Raw genomic sequence first — 18,422 nt, 5'->3', positions numbered from 1 at the left:
CGATGGACGATCACAGCCGCCCCTCTTGATAGCCGTGGCACGCGACGCCGTCGGTCAGCACCGGCACCTCGGCGCGGCAGCGGTCGTTGGCGAACGGGCAGCGCGGGTTGAAGGCGCAGCCCGGCGGCGGGTCGATCGGGTTCGGGATCTCACCGGACACGGGGGTACGCTGCCGTCCGGTCAGGCCGATGTCGGGCACCGCGTCGAGCAGCATCCGCGTGTAGGGGTGCTTGGGGTGCGTGAACAGCGCGCGCCCGCCGCCGATCTCGACGACGCGGCCGAGGTACATCACGCCGATCCGGCTCGCCATGTGGCGCACCACGGCGAGGTTGTGGCTGATGAACAGGTAGGTCAGGCCGAGGCGGTCCTGGAGGTCGCGCATCAGGTTGAGGATCTGGGCCTGCACCGAGACGTCGAGCGCCGAGGTCGGCTCGTCGCCGACCAGGAACTCGGCCTCGGAGGCGAGCGCCCGGGCGATGGCCACGCGCTGGCGCTGCCCACCGGAGAATTCGTGCGGGTACTTCACGCCGTCGTCGGGATGGAGCCCAACAAGCGTCAGCAATTCGCCGACGCGGGCACTGACGGCCGCATCGCCCGGGATCAGGTTGAACGCCCGGATCGGCTCCGCGACGATCTTCCCGACGCGCCAGCGCGGGTTCATCGAGGCGTAGGGGTCCTGGAACACCATCTGGATGCGGCGGCGCAGGCGGCGGCGCGCGGCGGCCTCGGCCGGGTTCGTCATCGAGATGCCGGTGATGCGCACGTCCCCGCTCGTCGGCGGCAGCAGGCCGACCACCATCCGCGCCACCGTCGACTTGCCGGAGCCCGATTCGCCGACGAGCGCGAAGGTCTCGCCGCGGTTGATCGTGAAGGCCACGCCGTCGACGGCCTTCAACCACTGCTTCGGCTGACGCTCGATCACCCGGTTGAGCCAGGGCTTCGACACGTCGAACAGCCGGCGCAGGTTCTCGACCTCGACGTAGGGCGTCACGGCGCTCACGCGGCGGCCTCGTGCCGATCGTAGAGGTGGCAGGCGACGCGGTGCGCGCCGACGGGGATCGGGTCGGGCCGCTCGACCCGGCAGCGGGCGAACACGCTCGGGCAGCGTGGATGGAAGGCGCAGCCGTCCGGGATCGCAGTCAGCCGCGGCATCGAGCCGGCGATCTGGACGAGGCGCCCCGTCTCCTGCGTGAGCGTCGGGATCGCCCCCATCAGGCCCTTGGCGTAGGGGTGGAGCGGGTCGCCGACCACCGCGCGCACCGGCCCGATCTCGGCGATCCGGCCGGAATACATCACCGCGACCCGGTCGGCGGCCTCGGCGATCACGCCCATGTCGTGGGTCACGAGCATCACGGCGGTGCCGCGTTCGCGCCCGAGGCGCTTCAGCAGGGTGATGATCTGCGCCTGCACCGACACGTCCAGCGCCGTGGTCGGCTCGTCGGCGATGATGAGCTCCGGCTCGGCCGCGAGCGCCAGCGCGATCACCACGCGCTGGCGCATGCCGCCGGAGAACTCGTGCGGGTAGCCGTCGATGCGCCGCTCGGGGGCCGGGATGCCGACCTCGGCGAGCAGGTCGATGGCCCGCGTTCGCGCCGCCTTGGCCGAGAGATCGGTGTGGGTCCGCACCGTCTCCACGATCTGCCGGCCGATGCGGTAGAGCGGGTTGAGGGAGGTCAGCGGGTCCTGGAAGATCATGCCGATCCGCCGCCCGCGGATGCGCCGCATCCTGTCTGGGGGCAGGTTGTCGATGCGCTCAGCCCCGAGCCGAATCTCACCGCCGCTGATCCGGCCGGGCGGATCGATCAGCCCGATGACGGCCGCGCCGGTGACGGATTTTCCCGCGCCCGACTCGCCGACGACGCCCAGGATCTCACCGCGGGCAATGTCGAAGGAGACGCCGTCGATGGCCTTGAGGAGGCCGCGGCGGGTGTCGAACGCGACGGAGAGGTTGCGGACGGAGAGGACGGGGTCGGTCATCGGGTGGCCGATCTCCGGCGGGCCACGCGCGCGCCTTCCCTCTCCCCCCTGCGGGAGAGGGTGGCCCGCGCGTGAGCGAGGGTCGGGTGAGGGGAGCGCCATGTCCGGAGAGGTCGCTCCCCTCTCCCGACCCGCTTCGCGGGCCACCCTCCCCCGCGGAGGGGGGAGGGAAGAGGCGTCGGAGCGTGTCGCGCGCCCATCATTGCAGCTTCGGGTTCAGCGCGTCGCGCAGCCAATCCCCCAAGAGGTTGATCGCCAGCACCAGCCCGGCGAGCGCCAAGCCGGGGAAGGCGACGATCCACCACTCGCCCGAGAACAGGAAGCGGTTGCCGGTGCGGATCAGGGTGCCCAGCGACGGCATGGTCTCGGGCAGCCCCGTGCCGAGGAACGAGAGCGTCGCCTCGGTGATGATCGCGAGCGCGAGGTTGATCGTGGCGATGACGAAGACGGGCCCGAGCACGTTCGGCAGGACGTGGCGCACCATGATGACCGGGGACGAGAGGCCGATCAGGCGGCCGGCCTGGACGTAGTCCTTGTTCTTCTCGACCATCACCGAGGAGCGCACGGTGCGGGCGTACTGCACCCAGAACGACAGACCGATCGAGACCACGATCAGGCCGATGGTGGCGGTGGTGTCGAGCCCGCCGCCGGCCGCGGCCTTGGCGACGCCGTCGACCACCAGCGCGATCAGGATCGCCGGGAAGGTGAGCTGCACGTCGGCCACCCGCATGATGAGGGTGTCGACGAGCCCGCCGAAGTAGCCGGCGATCAGCCCGAGCGCGAGGCCGAGCGTGCCCGAGACCAGCACGCCGAGGATGCCGATCACCAAGGACAGGCGCAGCCCGTAGAAGACGGCCGAGAGCACGTCGCGGCCCTGGTCGTCGGTGCCGATCACGAACGGCGCCTGCCCCTCGGCCGTCCAGATGGGCGGCAGGTTGGAGTTGATCAGGTCGAGCTGCGCCGGGTCGTAGGGGTTCTGCGGCGAGATCCAGGGAGCGGCGAGCGCCACGGTAAACAGCAGGACCGTGACGGCGAGCGCGACGATCGCGAGCTTGGAGCGGCGGAAGCTCGCGAAGAGGTCGGAGTCCCGGAACCGCGCCCAGCGCGACGGCGGCCTGCCGCCGGGCACGAATGCCGCGACGTCGGCGGGCGCGCTCATGCGGCGCGCGCCGAGAGCCGCAGGCGGGGATCGACGACCGTGTAGAGCACGTCGACGGCGAGATTGATGGCCACGAAGATCGCGGCGACGAGCAGCAGGTAGGCGGCCATGATCGGGATGTCGACGTTCTGCACCGCCTGCACGAACAAGAGGCCCATGCCGGGCCACTGGAACACCGTCTCGGTGATGATCGAGAAGGCGATGACCGAGCCGAGCTGGAGGCCGGCGATGGTGATCACGGGGACGAGCGTGTTCTTCAGGGCGTGACCGAAATGGATCGAGCGGGTGGTCAGGCCGCGCGCCCGGGCGAAGCGGATGTAATCGGCGCGCAGGACTTCCAGCATCTCAGCGCGCACGAGCCGCATGATCAGCGTCATCTGGAACAGCCCGAGGGTGATCGCGGGCAGGATCAGGGCGCGCAGCCCCGAGACCGTGAGGAAGCCGGTGGTCCACCAGCCGAGCCGCACCGTGTCGCCGCGCCCGAACGAGGGCAGCCAGCCGAGCGTGACCGAGAACAGGAAGATCAGCAGGATGCCGATCAGGAAGGTCGGCAGGCTGACGCCGACGAGCGAGATCGCCAGGAACAGTTTTGCCAGGACAGTGTCGCGGCGAAGGGCGCAGTAGACGCCCATCAGGATGCCGACGGAGAGCGCGAAGATCGTCGCGCAGAGCGCGAGTTCCAGCGTTGCCGGCATGCGCTCGGCAAGCAGCGCCGAGACGGGCTGGCGGAACTGGTAGGAGATGCCGAAGTCGCCGCGCGCCACGTTGCCGGCGTAGCGGGCGGCCTGCACCGCGATCGAATCGTTGAGGCCGAGGCTCTTCCGGATCTCCACCCGCTCGGCGACCGGCGTGTCGACGCCGACGATCTGGTTCACGGGGTCGCCCGCGAACCGGAACATCGAGAAGGCGATCAGCCCAACGACGGCGAGCACCGCGACCGATTGCAGGAGGCGACGGAGGACGAAGGCGAGCATCGGGTCAGCCTCCGCGCGCGCGCCTCACGGCTGCTTCGAGACCCAGAACAGCAGCAACTCGTTGTCCGGCCGCTGGGTCAGGGTGACCTTCCTCGACACGCCCCAGGCCAGCGCCTGCTGGTGCAGGGGGATGGCGCCCCAATCCGCCTGGAGGATCTCGAAGCCCTGCTTGATCGCGGCGTTGCGCTTGTCCTGATCGGTCTCGCCCTCGACCTGATCGGCGATCGCGTCGATCTTCGGGTTGCAGTAGCCGCCGAGGTTCCACCCGCCGCGGCCGGACTTCGGGTCGGTGCGGCAGCCGACGATCTCGTAGAGGATGTTGTGCGAATCGAGCGAGGACGGCGTCCAGCCGAGCAGGTAGAACGAGGTGTCGTAGGCCGGCGCCAGCACCTTGGCGAAGTACTTGGCCTTGGGCTGGGCGTTGAGGTTCACCTTCACGCCGATGCGGGCCAGCATCGAGACCGCGGCTTGGCAGATCGCCTCGTCGTTGACGTAGCGGTCGTTCGGGCAATCCATCCCCACGGTGAAGCCTTCGGGATAGCCGGCTTCCGTCAGCAGAGCCTTGGCCTTCTTCGCGTCCGAGGCCGGCCGCTTGAACGCATCGGCGAGGGGAAACAGCGCCGGCGCGATCATCAGGGCGGAGGGCACCGCCTGTCCGCGCATGACGCGCTTGGCGATCGTGTCCTCATCGATGGCGAGGTACATCGCCTCGCGCACGCGCACGTCCTTGAACGGGTTCCTGCCCTTGACGCTCGAATCCTTCAGCTCGTCCCGCACCTGATCCATGCCGAGGAAGACCGTGCGCAGCTCCGGCCCGGTCATCACCGTCGCGTTGCCGCTGCCGTTGACGCGGCTCTGGTCCTGGAGCGGCACCGGATCGATCCAGTCGACCTCGCCGCCGAGCAAAGCCGCGACGCGGGTGGCGTCGTTGCCGATCGTGGTGAACACCGCCTCGTCGAGGTTCGACTCGAGGTGGCCCCAGTAACCGGGAAACTTCTTGAAGATCGTGCGGACGCCGGGCTGATGCTCGGTGATGACGAACGGGCCGGTGCCGTTCTCGTGGAGCGTCGCGTAGCTCGGCGAGGTCGCCGTCGGCGGCGTCGGCGCGACAGTGCCGTTCTTCTCGGCCCAGGCCTTCGACATGATGTACCAGCCGGAGAACTGGTACACCGCGATCGGGTTGGGCTTCTTGAGCACCATGTCGACGGTGAAGTCGTCGACCTTCACGAACTCGGCGTCCGAGGGCACGTTCGTCTGGAAGTTCGAGCCGGTCGCACGCACCCGCTGCGCGGAGAAGATCACGTCGTCGGCGGTGAAATCCGAGCCGTCGTGGAACTTGACGCCCTTGCGCAGGTGGAAGCGCCAGCGGGTCGGCTCGGGGGTCTCCCAGGATTCGGCCAGTTGCGGCGCGAGTTTCAGGTCCTTGTCGCGGGTGATCAAGCTCTCGTAGACCGCGGCGTGCATGCCGATCGTGAAGCTCTCCTTGAGGGAGTACGGGTCGAGGGACTTGATGTCGCCCTGGAAGGCGAAGCGGAAGACGTTGGCGGCGTCCGCCGGTGCCGCGCCGATGGCGACCATGAGGCTCGCGCCCGCCAGGATCGCCCGCACCCGTGATTTCGACAAACGCAACTCCTCAAGGCGCATGACATCGTCGGGAGCGCCGGTCCCTGAACGATCGGGAGCCGGATGCCCAGGGACCTGAATGCCCAAGGAAGCGACACCCGGTCAATACGGCCGTGCCGGCCCGATCGATCCGTCGCACGACCATCCGGCACCCAACCTGCGCGACGGCGAGAGCGCAGGCCGACGCTCGCATGCGGAACTCGTGCCAGGGGTCGCGTCGACGCGGGACGACGACTGCACGCGGAGACCGTCTCCTTGCGAGAGGTCGTACGCCGCGCGCCGCGCGGGGGCTACGGCCGTACCCGATGCCCGGTCGGTGGATGCAGGCCGTCAATCCGAGGCCGGCGCGGTCGTCGTCTCCGGTTCGTCGTCGGCCTCGATCTCGGCATCGGCCTCCGTGTCGTGGCCGGTGAGGCCGCCGGCCTCGGCGAGTCCGCGGGCGGCTCTGCGCAGGAGCTTGCGCAGGCGACGCCGGTCCTTGCCGTCGAAGCCGGCGAGAAGCTCGGCCTCGACGTCGTCCCAGATCCGCTCGATCGCCTCCGCCTTGGCGAGGCCGGTCTCCGTGAGGCGCACCCGGACCACGCGGCCGTCGCCGGCCTCGGCCCGCCGCTCGACGAAGCCGAGGGCCGCGAGCCGGGAGATCGTCTTCGACGCGGTCGGCGGACGCACCCGCAGGGTCGCCGCGAGATCGCCCATCGTCATCGTGCCGGCGGCGGCGAGAACCTGCACCACCTGCTCCTGGCCCGCGAAGAGGTCGAGCCCCGCGAGCCGATCGCCGATGCGGGCGCGGTGCAGGCGGGCGGCCTGGACCAGCGCCCAGCCTACGCTCTTCGCGCCCGGCGGCTTGGAGCCCGAAGCCTTGACGCCCGGACGCTTCGATCCTGCGGGTGCTTCGACCGGCGCATCGCGGGGCGGCGGAGCCATCCCTTCGATGACGGACCCTGCGCGCTTCCGGCCACGCTCTGCCTCGGACTTCTTGGCGTGCTTGGCCCTGCACACGTCCTTGGCCCTGCCCACGTCCAGCCCCGGGGTTTCGCCGAGCGGAGCGGCAAAAGGCATCTCGTCCGCCGCCGACATCCTCTACCCCGCAAGTGCCGCGACCGGAAACGATCCCAACCTTCATGGGTTCGGAGCGTCGCCGGACGGGCTGTGCCGCGGGCGTGTGAAGCTGCGATGACGGAATCGGACGGAGCTCCGGATGATGCCCGGATGCGGGACCTCAGCAGGGCATCAGGCGGCGGAGCTGGTCCAGGATGTCCTCGCCGCTGCACGGACGGGAGATGAACTGAGCGCCCGCCGGCATCCGGGCGGGATCGGGCGCGGCGCGGCCCGAGACGATCAGGATCGGCAGCTTCGGGCGCGCCTCCGCCACCGAGCTCGCGAGATCGAAGCCGTTGACCTTGCCCGACAATTCCACATCGGTGACGAGGCCGCAGATGTCGGGGCGCGCCTGGAGGATGCTCAGGGCGCGCTCGGCCGACGCGCACTGGACCGTCTCGTAGCCGCCGCCTTCCAGCACGTCGCCGAGGTCCATGATGGTCAGCGCCTCGTCCTCGACGAGAAGGATCACGGGCCGGGCGTCCTGGGGGCTCGTCTGCTCGCTCGTCACGATGTGCATCTCCAGCGTCTCGATACCGGCGGCATCGGGAGGGGGCACCGCGTCCCTCGGGCCGTTTCGGTCCGATGTCCAACGGCAGAACCGCGTTCCGGTTGCAGCCACGCTGAACGTCGACGCGGGACGGCAGCACGCGACGCGGGCGGCGTCGATCGCGCGCGGCGCGACGCGTCCTATGCGCCCGGCGGTACGCCCTCACGGAGCACGGATGCGACGGCGTCGAGCAGGTGGTCGAGATCGCCCCGGTCGATGGTCAGCGCGGGCGTCAGGTAGACGATGTCGCCGAAGGGCCGCACCCAGACGCCGCGCTCCAGAAACCGCGCCTTGAGGACGGTCAGATCCGGCGGTGCCTCGAACTGCACGGCGCCGATCGCGCCGAGGGTGCGAACGTCGGCGATGCCGGGGAGCGCGCGCAGGGGCTCCAGGCCGTCCGCGAGGCACGCTGCAATCGCGCGGGCCTGATCAAGGCGGGGTTCGCCGGCGAACAGGTCGAGGCTGGCGTTGGCCGCCGCGCAGGCGAGCGGGTTGGCCATGAAGGTCGGCCCGTGCATCAGCGCGGCGCCCGGATCGTCGGACCAGAACCCATCGAAGACCTCGGCCGTGGCGATCGTGGCCGCGAGCGCCATCGTGCCGCCGGTCAGCGCCTTCGACAGGCAGAGGATGTCGGGCACGACGTCCGCCTGCGCGCAGGCGAACATCGTTCCGGTGCGGCCGAAGCCGGTGAAGATCTCGTCGAGGATCAGCGGCAGGCCGTGCCGGCGGGCAAGGCGCGCGATCGTCGCCAGCACCTCGGGCGGGTGCATCCGCATGCCGCCCGCGCCCTGGACCAGGGGCTCGACGATCACCGCGGCAAGCTCCCTCCGGTGCCGGTCGAGGGCGGCGTCGAGGGCGGCGATGTCCGCACGCGTCCGCGGCAGGTCGCAGAAGACCTGCGACGGGAGGTAGCCGCCGAAGCGGCGGTGCATGCCGTCCTCCGGGTCGCAGACCGACATCGCCCCCATCGTGTCGCCGTGATAGCCGCCGCGGAACGCGAGCACGCGGCTGCGTCCGGTCTCGCCGCGGTTGAGCCAGAGCTGCGCCGCCATCTTCAGCGCCACCTCGACGGCGACCGAGCCGGAATCGGTGAAGAAGACGTGATCGAGGTCGCCCGGCAGCAGGTCGGCCAGCCGGCGCGCCAGCCGCTCGGCGGGTGCGTGGGTCAGGCCGCCGAACATCACGTGCGGCATCGTCTCGACCTGCGCCGCCACCGCCCGCGCGATGTGGGGATGGTTGTACCCGTGCACCGCCGTCCACCACGAGGCGATGCCGTCCACCAGTTCGCGCCCGTCGGCCAGCACGAGGCGCGCGCCGTGGGTGCGCACGACCTCCAGCGGCGGCATCGCCGTCTTCATCTGCGTGTAGGGCCGCCAGAGGTGCGGTGCCGTCGAGCCTCGTGTCCGCATCGGTCCCGGATGCCGGGGAAAGGGATGTCCGGTCAAGGCGGACGTGTCCGAGGATCGGTTGCGCCGGGCGGGCCGCCACTCGGCGTTCGAGCATCGCGGCTTGACTTCGCGCCTCGGCGCGGCGCCTTGAGGCGCGATGTCGAGCCTCGAAACCTTCGCGCAGGCCAAGCTGTCCCGCCTGGAGGCGGGCGCCCTGCGCCGCCGGCTGGTGCCGACCGTGCGGGCTGCCGGCGCGACGGTCGAGCGGGGCGGGCGCAGGCTCGTGTCCTTCTCCTGCAACGATTATCTCGGACTCAGCCACGATCCGCGGGTGGTCGCCGCGGCGCGGGCGGCCGTCGATGCCTACGGCGCGGGGGCGGGAGGGTCCCGCCTCGTGACCGGCAACCATCCGCTGCTGGCAGAGCTGGAGGAGCGCCTCGCGGCCCACAAGGGCGCGGACGCCGCGCTGGTCTTCGGCAGCGGATACTTGGCCAACCTCGGCATCACCCCGGCCCTCGTCGGACCCGGCGACCTCGTCCTCGTCGACGACCTCGCCCATGCCTGCCTGTGGAGCGGGGCCCGGGTCTCCGGGGCCGTGGTCCAGCCCTTCCGCCACAACGACGTCGGCGACCTCGCGCGCCTGCTCGCCGTGCAGCGCGACGCGCACCACCGCGCGATGATCCTGACGGAGCGGGTCTTCAGCATGGACGGCGACCGGGCGCCCCTCGGCGACATCCTCGGGCTCGCCGAGGCGTACGACGCCTGGACGCTCGTCGACGACGCCCACGGCCTCGGCGTGGTCGAGGGCGGCCCGCGGGCGCCCTTGGAGATGGGCACCCTGTCCAAGGCGCTGGGCTCCTACGGCGGATACCTCTGCGCGTCGCGCCCGGTGGTCGACCTGCTGACGAGCCGCGCCCGCAGCTTCGTCTACACCACCGGCCTGCCGCCGGCCTCCGCAGCGGCGGCCCTCGAAGCCCTCGCGATCCTCGAGGCGGAGCCCGCGCGCGGTGCGCGGCCGCTCGCGCTGGCGCGCCGGTTCACCGCCGGCCTGGGCCTGCCGGAGGCGCAGAGCGCGGTGGTCCCGGTGCTCGTCGGGGAAGCGGAGGCCGCCCTCGACCTGTCGGCCGCGCTGGAGGCCGCAGGCTTCCTCGTCGTCGCGATCCGCCCTCCGACGGTGGCGCCGGGGACCGCCCGGCTGCGCGTCGCCTTCTCGGCGGCGCACGACGAGGCCCAGGTCGATGCCCTCGTCGCGGGCTTCGCAGCCCTTGAGATCTCGTGATCTCAAGGGCGTGGGGCATCCGGTCACGCCCGGCCTGCGGGAGATCAGCGGTCCTGTCGAGGATCGCGGCGCGGACGGCCGATCAAACGCAAGCCTGGACGGTCACTGCGTTCCGAGGCCTCTTTTTCGATCGACCCTGGATCGGGACACCGGGCGCTTCGATCGGTCGTGTTGGAGAGGGCGTCGCGGCAGAGGCACAAATGTTGCCGTGCATGCGTGGCGGTATGGAAGATCGGCACGGCGCGAATTTGATCTTGCGGCGCAGGAGCCTGCCGGGCATTCCGGGTCCATTGCGTTCCGCCGGGCATCCACCCGGATTTGACGGCACCACACCGAGGGATTCCGGAAACGGGATGCGATGCAATCGAACATCGACTATGACGGGTGCGACCCGCGCCTGCCGGCCGAGCCGGACCGTATTCCTGCCATCCTGAGCGATCGTCGCGACGTCGAAGACACGGAGTATAGAGAATGACCAACAAACGAGCGTTGATCACCGGCATCACCGGGCAGGACGGCGCCTACCTCGCGCAGTTGCTCTTGGAGAAGGGCTACGCCGTCCACGGGGTCGTACGCCGCTCCAGCCATGCCGGCGTCTTCGACCACCGGCTCAAGTGGCTCGGCATCGGCGAGGACGTGGCGCTGCACGACGGCAACCTGCTCGACCTGTCGAGCCTCGCGCGCATCGTGCAACAGGTGCAGCCGGACGAGGTCTACAATCTCGCCGCGCAGTCCTTCGTCACCGCCTCCTGGCAGCAGCCGCTGCTGACCGGGCAGATCACCGGCCTGGGCGCGGTCAACCTGCTCGAGTGCGTGCGCACCCTGAAGCCCGACGCGCGCTACTACCAAGCCTCCTCCTCCGAGATGTTCGGCCTGATCCAGGAGCAGGTGCAGAGCGAGGCGACCCCGTTCTACCCGCGCTCGCCCTATGGCGTGGCCAAGCTCTACGCCCACTGGATGACGATCAACTACCGCGAGAGCTTCAACCTGCACGCCTCGAACGGCATCCTGTTCAACCACGAATCGCCCCTGCGCGGCGTCGAGTTCGTCACCCGCAAGGTCACCGACGGCGTCGCTCGGATCAAGCTCGGGCTCGCCAAGGAGCTACGGCTCGGCAACATCGACGCCAAGCGCGACTGGGGCCACGCCAAGGACTACGTCCGCGCCATGTGGATGATGCTCCAGCAGGAGAGCCCGGACGACTTCGTGATCGCAACCGGGCGGACCACCACGGTGCGCGACATGTGCGAGATCGCCTTCCGACACGTCGGGCTGGCCTCGTCCGACCACCTGATCATCGACGAGAAGCTGTTCCGCCCGGCCGAGGTCGAGGTGCTGCTCGGCAACCCGGCCAAGGCGGAGGCCGCGTTCGGCTGGAAGGCCGGGATCTCCCTGGAAACGATGATCCAGGAGATGGTCGAGGCCGATCTCAAGCGCCTCGGCGCGCACTCCTGAGCCGCGAGGCGGCGTGAGGCGTATCCTCGTCACCGGAGCGGCCGGCTTCGTCGGGCGGCACATCCTGGCCGCGCTGGCGTCAGGTGCGGGCCCTTCCGACAGGATCGTGGGTATCGGCCGCGGCCGCTTCGACGGGCCGCCCGAGGGTGCGGCGTTCCGACAGATCGACCTGCTCGACGCGGCCGCGGTGTCAGCCTGCGTCGCCGAGTATCGGCCGACCGACGTGCTGCACCTCGCAGGGATGGCATCCGTGCAGCAATCGGCCGATGCGCCGACGGAGCTGTGGCGCGCCAACGTCGTCGGGCTCCTGAACCTCGCCGACGCCGTGGCGCGTTTCGCGGCGGGCTCGAACCTCGTCTTCGCGAGTTCCGGGGAGGTGTACGGGCGCGCGTTCCTGACGGGCGGCGCGGTCGGCGAGGACGTCGAGCCGATGCCGCTCGGGAACTACGCGCGCTCGAAGTGGTTCGGCGAGCAGATCCTCCTCGACGTGCTGCCGAAGGCGGGCGTGCGGCTCGTGATCCTGCGGCTGTTCAACCACATCGGTCCCGGACAGGACGAGCGCTTCGTCGTTCCGTCGTTCGCGGGCCAGATCGCCCGGATCGAAGCCGGGCTGGCGCCACCCATGCTGGAGGTCGGAAACCTCGACGCACGGCGGGATTTCCTGCCGATCGGCGACGTCGTACGCGCCTACGTCGATCTGCTCGACAACGTCGATGGCATCCCGAGCGGCTCGGTGTTCAACGTCTGTTCCGGCCTTCCACGCAGCATCGGCAGCATCCTGTCGGACCTGACCGGCCTGTCACGGGTGCCGTTCGAGGTGCGCGTCGCGCAGGACCGGATGCGGCCGTCGGAGATCGCGATCGCGGCCGGTGACGCGTCGCGCCTCAAGGCTGCGATGGCCTGGGAACCGACGCAGGATTGGCACGCCGCCCTGGCCGAGATCCTCGACGAGGCGCGGGCGCAGGTCTCGTACCGGACCGGTCCGACCGCCTGAACCGGCGGCCTCGGCGTGTCACGCGCTCCGACGACGCTTACGGGTCCGTCCGGCCTCAGTTGAACAGCGCACCGACGCCGCCCTGCACGCGGCTGAGCCCCTGCCGGGCGATCGGGTTGTTCGGGTCGATGGTCGAGGCGCGCTGGTAGTTCTCCATCGCGTCCTTGCGCCGGTTCGACTTCTCGTAGGCGAGGCCGCGGTAGGCCCAGCTCGTCGCGTCCTTGTTGTTGACGTTGAGCGCCGCGTTGTAGTCCTCGATCGCCTTGTCGTACTGGCTGGTGGCGATCAGGCTCTGTCCGCGGGCGGCGTAGGGCGCGCTGACGAAGGGGTTGCGGTCGATCGCCGCGTCGAAGTCGGCGATGGCCTGGGCCTCCTGGCCCTGCTTCTGCCGGACGAGGCCGCGGGCGTGGTAGGCTTCCGCCGATTCCGGCATCAGGCGGATGGCGACGTTGAGGTCGGCGAGCGCACGATCGACATCGCCGCCGGCCCGCAGCACATTGGCGCGGCCGATGTAGGCGGGGCCGTAATTCGGGTCCGCCTCGATCGCCTTGGTGAAGTCCTGCAGCGCCGCGTCGTTGCGTCCGGTCTGACGGTAGGCGAGCGCCCGGTTGTTGTAGGCGGAGCCGGAGTTCGGATCGATCTGCACCGCCTTGGTGAAGTCGCTGATCGCATCGCCGAACTGGCCCGCGCGGGCGAAGGCGGCGCCGCGGGTGTTGTAGGCGGCCGCATCGTTCGGGTTGCGCTGCACCACCTCGGTCAGCGAGGCGATGTTGACGTTGGTCGCGCCGGTGGTGTCGGCCTCCAGCACGGCGTACTGCCGCGCTCCGGCGGCGCTGCCCACGGTCTCGCAGCCGGCGAGCGCCACGCTCGCAACGGCGGCAAGGCCCAGGAAGGCCGCTCTCGGGAACCGCACGCTCTGTGACGTCATCGTCCCATTCCCCTCGGCACGGTCCGTCCCGCGCGTCCGATACTGTGTCCTCGCTCCGAATCGGCCCGGGTCAGGGACCGTTCGGCCCGGTCGCCCGAGGACACCGGCACGTTCGTCCATCGCGGTGAACGCCCTCTTAAGAGCGCCTCTCAGAACGCCTGCCGACGGCCTCGACACCAGCAGGACGCGACCGGGCCAGGGATGTGTCGTGAGACGCACCAACAGGCCACGAACCCGTGGAAGCGGGTGGATGTGGCGATCGTATGGCCCGGCCGACCCGACCGCGAAAATCGCCGGTTTCGCCCGCGCGACGAGTGACGGGTGTGTCTTCCGGGACCCGGATGTCGGATCGCGTCAGCCGATCAGCCGGGTGACGTGGCCCATCTTGCGGCCGGGCCGGGCCTCGCCCTTGCCGTAGAGGTGGAGGTGCGCGCCGGGCTCGGCGAGCAGGGTGCTCCAGGCTTCGGCCTCGCCGCCGATGAGGTTCCGCATCTCCACCCGCATCCCGCCGGTGCGGGACGCATCCCCGAGGGGCCAGCCGCAGATCGCGCGGACGTGCTGGGCGAACTGCGAGGTCCGCGCGCCCTCGATGGTCCAGTGGCCGGAATTGTGCACCCGCGGCGCGATCTCGTTGACCACGAGCCCCTCGGACCCGTCGGGCGCGCGCACGAGGAACATCTCGACGGCCAGGACGCCGACGTAGTCGAGGGCGTCGGCGATGCGCTGCGCCATGGCGAGCGCCGCCCGCGCCGTCTCGGAGCTGAGGCCCGGCGCGGGAACGCGGGTTGCCGCGAGGATGTGGTCGCGATGCTCGTTCTCGCAGAGGTCGTAGGCGGCAAAGCCGCCATCCGCGGCGCGCGCGGCGACCACGGACACCTCGCGCTCGAAGCCCACGAAGCCTTCGAGGATCAGCGGGGCGCCCCCGAACTCCGCGAAGAGCGCGTTGCGGTCCGAGTCGGCCTCGGTGCGGATGATGCGCTGGCCCTTGCCGTCGTAGCCGAAGCGGCGGGTCTTGAGCACCGCCGGGCGGCCGATGGCGTCGAGGGCCCGGGCGAGGTCGTCGGGCGTGTCGACCGCCCGGAACGGCGCCGTCGGAATGCCGAGCCGGTTGACGAAGTCCTTCTCCGCGAGGCGGTCCTGCGTCGTGGCGAGCGCCGCGGCGCTCGGGTGGAGCGGCGCGTGGCGCGCCAGCAGGTCGGCGGTCCCGCGCGGGATGTTCTCGAACTCGTAGGTGACCACGTCGACCGACCGCGCGAAGCGGGTGAGCGCCTCGGCGTCGTCGTAGGCCGCGCAGGTCGCGAGCGCCGCCACGTCGAAGGCCGGGCTGTCGGCGTCGGGGCAGTAGACGTGGACCTTGAGCCCGTAACCGGCCGCCGCCAGCGCGATCATGCGCCCGAGCTGGCCGCCGCCCACGATGCCGAGGGTGCTGCCGGGCCCGATAGTCTTGGATGTCACGGGGGCGTGGTCTCCGGCCGTTCGGCCACGGATGCGGTCTGGGCCGCGCGCCACGCATCGAGGCGTTCGGCGAGCGCCTTGTCGGAGAGCGCCAGAACGGCGGCGGCGAGCAGCGCGGCGTTGACCGCCCCGGCCGGGCCGATGGCCAGCGTGCCGACGGGGATGCCCGCCGGCATCTGCACGATCGAGAGCAGGCTGTCCTGCCCCGACAGCGCCTTGGACTGAACGGGCACGCCGAACACCGGCAGGCTCGTCATCGACGCGGCCATGCCGGGCAGGTGCGCGGCGCCTCCCGCACCGGCGATCACCACCTTGAAGCCCGCGGCCCGCGCGCCCTTGGCGAAGGCCACGAGCCGGTCCGGGGTGCGGTGGGCCGAGACGATGCGCGCGTCGTAGGCGAGCGCGAGGGCGTCGAGGGTCTCGGCGGCGTGCCGCATGGTCGCCCAGTCGGACTGGCTGCCCATGATGATCGCGACCGGAGGCGCCGGCACCATCGTCGTCAAACCCGCTTCCTTCGCAATGGGTGGCGCGAGGCCCGATGCGGCCGCTTACAGGGGTGCACGGATGCCGGCAAGGCGCCGCGCGAGGGCATCCACCGCCATCAGGCGATGATGTCGGGGGTGATCTGATCCTCGACATGGGAGATGCGGTCGCGCAGCGTCAGCTTGCGCTTCTTGAGGCGCTGGATCTGCAACTGGTCGCCCGCCACGTTGCGCTCCAGGGCGTCGATGGCGCTGTCGAGGTCGCGGTGCTCCTGCCTCAGCCGCGCCAGTTCCACGTCCAGCTCGGATTGCGCATCCGGGACCAACTCAACCGTCATCGCCGCCTTCGAGACCGCACGCCTGCCTGCCCCGGAGCATGCGTCAGCCCGGCCCGAGCGGCAAGCTTTCGTACGTCATGCCCACGGAAAAGGACTTCGACAGCCGGCCGATCTTGTGCGAGTCTCACCGCGTCGGAACGATGACAGGAGACACGACTCATGTCGCTGCAGACGCACCTCAGCCAACTGGCCCGGAAGCACGAAGCCCTCGAACGCGAGATCCACGAGGCGATCCTCCGGCCCGCGGAGGATGACCTTCACATCGCGGAGTTGAAGCGACGAAAGCTTCTCCTGAAGGACGAGATCAGCCGCCTCCAGGCCGCCGACACGGTGCACTGAGCGCATCCCCGCTCCGAACGACACCGCGATGTGCCGCGCCGTGACCGGCGGCGCGGTTTTTTGTCGGGCCGCGCCCGCGGCGCGCGTGCATCGGTTCTGCCAGAGCATTTTCCATGATCCCCGGATCACGAAAAATGCCCTCTGTGCCTTGCGTGGTCGCATTGTCTTTACGCGAGCCGGCAACCCCCTCGCTTGGAAATGCTCCAGGCTCGTCCGATCGAGCCGGCCCGTAATAGAGGCCGCCCCCAGCGAGGAGCCGCCATGCCATCCGCAGACCTGCCATCCACAGACCAGCCTCCGCCCGGACGCTACGCCGAGGCCCAGGCGGCGGCGGCCCGCGACCCCGAGGCGTTCTGGCTGGACGCTGCTCGGGCAGTCGACTGGACGCGGGCGCCGACCTGCGCCTTCGATGCGGGGGCCGGCGTCTACGGCCGATGGTTCCCCGACGCGTCGCTGAACGCGTGCTGGAACGCCGTCGACCGGCACGTCGCGGGCGGCCGGGCCGATCAGGTCGCGATCCGCTACGATTCGCCGGTGACGGGCACCAAGCGCAGTATCAGCTACGCCGAGTTGCTCGGCGCGGTGACGGCGCTTGCCGCCGTGCTCGCCGGCCTCGGCGTCGGGCGCGGCGACCGGGTGATACTCTACATGCCGATGGTGCCCGAGGCCCTGTTCGGGATGCTGGCCTGCACCCGGCTCGGGGCCGTCCACTCGGTGGTGTTCGGCGGGTTCGCCGCCAACGAACTCGCCGTGCGGATCGAGGATGCGGCGCCGAAGGTGGTGCTCGCCGCCTCCTGCGGCATCGAGCCGAACCGGGTGGTCGCCTACAAGCCCCTGCTCGACGCGGCGATCGCGGCCTCAAAGCACAAGCCCGACGCCTGCCTGATCCTCCAGCGCCCGCAAGGCCCGGCGAGACTCGTCGCGGGTCGCGACCATGACTGGGCCGGGGCGGTCGCGGCGGCGGCGGGCGCAACAGTCGAGTGCGTGCCGGTGGCCGCGACCGACCCGCTCTACATCCTCTACACGTCCGGCACGACGGGGAAGCCCAAGGGCGTGGTGCGCGACACCGGCGGCTACCTCGTCGCGCTGGCGTGGTCGATGACCAACCTCTACGGCGTGGCGCCGGGCGAGACCTACTTCTGCGCCTCCGACATCGGCTGGGTGGTGGGGCACTCCTACATCGTCTACGCGCCGCTGCTGCACGGCTGCACCACGGTGCTCTACGAGGGCAAGCCGGTCGGCACGCCGGACCCCGGCGCGCTCTGGCGGGTGGTCGCCGAGACCGGCGCCGTCTGCCTGTTCACGGCGCCGACCGCGCTCCGGGCGATCAAGAAGGAGGACCCGACGGGCGCGTGCGTCGCGGGCCACGACCTCGCGCGCTTCCGCACCCTGTTCCTCGCCGGCGAGCGGGCGGACCCGGATTCGGTCGCCTGGGCGGAGCGGGTGCTCGGCCGGCCGGTGATCGACCACTGGTGGCAGACCGAGACCGGCTGGGCGATCGCAGGCAACCCGGTGGGCTTGGGGCTGCTCCCGGTCAAGCGCGGCAGCGCCTGCGTGCCGATGCCGGGCTACGACGTGCAGGTGCTCGACGAGGGCGGCAGGCCGGTCACCGCGGGCACGATGGGCACCCTCGCGATCCGCCTGCCGCTGCCGCCGGGCTGCCTGCCGACGCTCTGGGGCTCGGACGAACGCATGCGCGCGAGCTACCTCGCCGCGTATCCGGGCTGGTACGACACCTCGGACGCCGGCATCCGCGACGCCGACGGCTACGTCACGGTGCTCGGCCGGACCGACGACATCATCAACGTCGCCGGCCACCGGCTCTCCACCGGCGGCATGGAGGCGGTGCTGGCCGCCCACCCGGATGTGGCCGAATGCGCGGTCATCGGCATCCGCGACGCGCTCAAGGGCGAGGCGCCCTGCGGCTTCGTCGTGCTCAAGGCGCAGGTCCTGCGCGACCCGGCCGAGATCGAGCGGGAACTCGTGGCCAAGGTGCGCGACGAGATCGGCCCGGTGGCCGCCTTCAAGCTCGCGCTCACCGTCGCGCGGCTCCCGAAGACGCGCTCGGGCAAAATCCTGCGCGCCACGATGAAGCGCATCGCCGACCACGAGCCCTGGACGATGCCGGCGACGATCGACGACGCGGGCGTGCTTGACGAGATCGGTGAGAGCCTGAAGGCCCGCGGTATCGGGGTAAGCTGAGCTCTGGACCTGGAGGCCCGCGGGTCGGCGTCGGTCGGCCTTCAGCCGATCGGTCGCAAAACCGGTGCGGCCACGACCATCTCAGGCCGATGTTTCGTGTCGGATTTTTGCACCGGCCGAGTCCTTGATACGCCGGACTGTTGCCGCGCGTGCGAAAGTCCTGATTTTTGCACGCACGAAT

Annotated in this window: 17 protein-coding genes; 5 read left to right on the top strand and 12 right to left on the bottom strand. The window is 70.6% G+C overall.

Annotated features, from left to right (window positions below):
* Window positions 1-10: 10 nt before the first annotated feature.
* The 8 genes from ACFE8Y_RS04720 to ACFE8Y_RS04685 all read right to left on the bottom strand — a co-directional run bounded on the left by ACFE8Y_RS04720 (window position 11) and on the right by ACFE8Y_RS04685 (window position 8,790).
* On the bottom strand, window positions 11-991 hold the full coding sequence (locus tag ACFE8Y_RS04720) for an ABC transporter ATP-binding protein (protein WP_375463285.1): 981 nt from the start codon (window positions 989-991) through the stop codon (window positions 11-13).
* Between the two features lie 5 nt (window positions 992-996).
* Complete coding sequence (locus ACFE8Y_RS04715; protein WP_375463237.1) at window positions 997-1,977, bottom strand: ABC transporter ATP-binding protein; 981 nt, start codon at window positions 1,975-1,977, stop codon at window positions 997-999.
* A gap of 199 nt (window positions 1,978-2,176) precedes the next feature.
* On the bottom strand, window positions 2,177-3,136 hold the full coding sequence (locus ACFE8Y_RS04710) for an ABC transporter permease (protein ID WP_375463236.1): 960 nt from the start codon (window positions 3,134-3,136) through the stop codon (window positions 2,177-2,179).
* Window positions 3,133-4,110 (bottom strand): ABC transporter permease, encoded by a 978-nt coding sequence (locus tag ACFE8Y_RS04705; RefSeq protein ID WP_375463235.1) that lies wholly within the window; start codon window positions 4,108-4,110, stop codon window positions 3,133-3,135. Before ACFE8Y_RS04705 ends, ACFE8Y_RS04710 begins: the two co-directional genes overlap by 4 nt.
* A gap of 24 nt (window positions 4,111-4,134) precedes the next feature.
* The gene (locus ACFE8Y_RS04700; RefSeq protein WP_375463284.1) at window positions 4,135-5,688 is read right to left on the bottom strand and encodes an ABC transporter substrate-binding protein; all 1,554 of its coding nucleotides are present in this window, start codon (window positions 5,686-5,688) and stop codon (window positions 4,135-4,137) included.
* Window positions 5,689-6,063: 375 nt separating this feature from the next.
* Window positions 6,064-6,657, bottom strand: coding sequence for a MarR family winged helix-turn-helix transcriptional regulator (locus tag ACFE8Y_RS04695; RefSeq protein WP_375463234.1), 594 nt, complete (start codon window positions 6,655-6,657; stop codon window positions 6,064-6,066).
* Between the two features lie 295 nt (window positions 6,658-6,952).
* Complete coding sequence (locus ACFE8Y_RS04690) at window positions 6,953-7,351, bottom strand: response regulator (RefSeq protein ID WP_375463283.1); 399 nt, start codon at window positions 7,349-7,351, stop codon at window positions 6,953-6,955.
* A gap of 170 nt (window positions 7,352-7,521) precedes the next feature.
* Window positions 7,522-8,790, bottom strand: coding sequence for an adenosylmethionine--8-amino-7-oxononanoate transaminase (locus ACFE8Y_RS04685; RefSeq protein ID WP_375463282.1), 1,269 nt, complete (start codon window positions 8,788-8,790; stop codon window positions 7,522-7,524).
* A 136-nt stretch (window positions 8,791-8,926) separates the two neighbouring features.
* Here ACFE8Y_RS04685 and ACFE8Y_RS04680 point away from each other — a divergent pair, with 136 nt between their 5' ends.
* The 3 genes from ACFE8Y_RS04680 to ACFE8Y_RS04670 all read left to right on the top strand — a co-directional run bounded on the left by ACFE8Y_RS04680 (window position 8,927) and on the right by ACFE8Y_RS04670 (window position 12,497).
* Window positions 8,927-10,048, top strand: coding sequence for an aminotransferase class I/II-fold pyridoxal phosphate-dependent enzyme (locus ACFE8Y_RS04680; RefSeq protein ID WP_375463233.1), 1,122 nt, complete (start codon window positions 8,927-8,929; stop codon window positions 10,046-10,048).
* 471 nt (window positions 10,049-10,519) lie between these two features.
* Window positions 10,520-11,503 carry a GDP-mannose 4,6-dehydratase gene (gene gmd, locus ACFE8Y_RS04675; RefSeq protein ID WP_375463232.1) on the top strand — a complete coding sequence of 328 codons (984 nt, stop codon included), beginning with the start codon at window positions 10,520-10,522 and terminating at the stop codon, window positions 11,501-11,503.
* Window positions 11,504-11,516: 13 nt separating this feature from the next.
* Window positions 11,517-12,497, top strand: a complete 981-nt coding sequence (locus ACFE8Y_RS04670; RefSeq protein WP_375463231.1) for an NAD-dependent epimerase/dehydratase family protein — start codon at window positions 11,517-11,519, stop codon at window positions 12,495-12,497.
* Window positions 12,498-12,552: 55 nt separating this feature from the next.
* Here the strand turns inward: ACFE8Y_RS04670 and ACFE8Y_RS04665 are convergent, their stop codons facing one another.
* The 4 genes from ACFE8Y_RS04665 to ACFE8Y_RS04650 form a co-directional block, all read right to left on the bottom strand.
* Window positions 12,553-13,425, bottom strand: a complete 873-nt coding sequence (locus tag ACFE8Y_RS04665; protein ID WP_375463230.1) for a tetratricopeptide repeat protein — start codon at window positions 13,423-13,425, stop codon at window positions 12,553-12,555.
* Between the two features lie 354 nt (window positions 13,426-13,779).
* On the bottom strand, window positions 13,780-14,880 hold the full coding sequence (locus ACFE8Y_RS04660) for a 5-(carboxyamino)imidazole ribonucleotide synthase (protein WP_375463229.1): 1,101 nt from the start codon (window positions 14,878-14,880) through the stop codon (window positions 13,780-13,782).
* On the bottom strand, window positions 14,877-15,374 hold the full coding sequence (gene purE, locus ACFE8Y_RS04655) for a 5-(carboxyamino)imidazole ribonucleotide mutase (RefSeq protein ID WP_375463281.1): 498 nt from the start codon (window positions 15,372-15,374) through the stop codon (window positions 14,877-14,879). The genes ACFE8Y_RS04660 and purE overlap by 4 nt, the downstream gene beginning before the upstream one ends.
* Window positions 15,375-15,481: 107 nt before the next feature.
* Complete coding sequence (locus ACFE8Y_RS04650) at window positions 15,482-15,700, bottom strand: YdcH family protein (RefSeq protein WP_375463228.1); 219 nt, start codon at window positions 15,698-15,700, stop codon at window positions 15,482-15,484.
* A 159-nt stretch (window positions 15,701-15,859) separates the two neighbouring features.
* Between ACFE8Y_RS04650 and ACFE8Y_RS04645 the strand changes: the two genes are divergently transcribed.
* Both ACFE8Y_RS04645 and ACFE8Y_RS04640 read left to right on the top strand, forming a co-directional pair.
* A complete protein-coding gene (locus ACFE8Y_RS04645; RefSeq protein WP_375463227.1) occupies window positions 15,860-16,039 on the top strand; it encodes a YdcH family protein in 180 nt (59 codons plus the stop codon).
* 261 nt (window positions 16,040-16,300) lie between these two features.
* On the top strand, window positions 16,301-18,241 hold the full coding sequence (locus ACFE8Y_RS04640; protein WP_375463226.1) for an AMP-binding protein: 1,941 nt from the start codon (window positions 16,301-16,303) through the stop codon (window positions 18,239-18,241).
* Window positions 18,242-18,422: the final 181 nt, after the last annotated feature.

It is taken from the genome of uncultured Methylobacterium sp. (assembly GCF_964242245.1).
Taxonomy (GTDB): domain Bacteria; phylum Pseudomonadota; class Alphaproteobacteria; order Rhizobiales; family Beijerinckiaceae; genus Methylobacterium.
This window is presented reverse-complemented; position numbering and strand designations above follow the sequence as displayed.

What these genes read in the sequence shown, in the direction of transcription:
- gmd (WP_375463232.1), top strand. Translation starts at nt 10,520, where the DNA reads ATGACCAACAAACGAGCGTTGATCACCGGCATCACCGGGCAGGACGGC.
- ACFE8Y_RS04650 (WP_375463228.1), bottom strand. Translation starts at nt 15,700, where the DNA reads ATGACGGTTGAGTTGGTCCCGGATGCGCAATCCGAGCTGGACGTGGAA.
- ACFE8Y_RS04705 (WP_375463235.1), bottom strand. Translation starts at nt 4,110, where the DNA reads ATGCTCGCCTTCGTCCTCCGTCGCCTCCTGCAATCGGTCGCGGTGCTC.
- ACFE8Y_RS04685 (WP_375463282.1), bottom strand. Translation starts at nt 8,790, where the DNA reads ATGCGGACACGAGGCTCGACGGCACCGCACCTCTGGCGGCCCTACACG.
- ACFE8Y_RS04695 (WP_375463234.1), bottom strand. Translation starts at nt 6,657, where the DNA reads ATGGCTCCGCCGCCCCGCGATGCGCCGGTCGAAGCACCCGCAGGATCG.
- ACFE8Y_RS04715 (WP_375463237.1), bottom strand. Translation starts at nt 1,977, where the DNA reads ATGACCGACCCCGTCCTCTCCGTCCGCAACCTCTCCGTCGCGTTCGAC.
- ACFE8Y_RS04680 (WP_375463233.1), top strand. Translation starts at nt 8,927, where the DNA reads ATGTCGAGCCTCGAAACCTTCGCGCAGGCCAAGCTGTCCCGCCTGGAG.
- ACFE8Y_RS04690 (WP_375463283.1), bottom strand. Translation starts at nt 7,351, where the DNA reads ATGCACATCGTGACGAGCGAGCAGACGAGCCCCCAGGACGCCCGGCCC.
- ACFE8Y_RS04640 (WP_375463226.1), top strand. Translation starts at nt 16,301, where the DNA reads ATGCCATCCGCAGACCTGCCATCCACAGACCAGCCTCCGCCCGGACGC.
- purE (WP_375463281.1), bottom strand. Translation starts at nt 15,374, where the DNA reads ATGGTGCCGGCGCCTCCGGTCGCGATCATCATGGGCAGCCAGTCCGAC.
- ACFE8Y_RS04700 (WP_375463284.1), bottom strand. Translation starts at nt 5,688, where the DNA reads ATGGTCGCCATCGGCGCGGCACCGGCGGACGCCGCCAACGTCTTCCGC.
- ACFE8Y_RS04645 (WP_375463227.1), top strand. Translation starts at nt 15,860, where the DNA reads ATGTCGCTGCAGACGCACCTCAGCCAACTGGCCCGGAAGCACGAAGCC.
- ACFE8Y_RS04710 (WP_375463236.1), bottom strand. Translation starts at nt 3,136, where the DNA reads ATGAGCGCGCCCGCCGACGTCGCGGCATTCGTGCCCGGCGGCAGGCCG.
- ACFE8Y_RS04665 (WP_375463230.1), bottom strand. Translation starts at nt 13,425, where the DNA reads ATGACGTCACAGAGCGTGCGGTTCCCGAGAGCGGCCTTCCTGGGCCTT.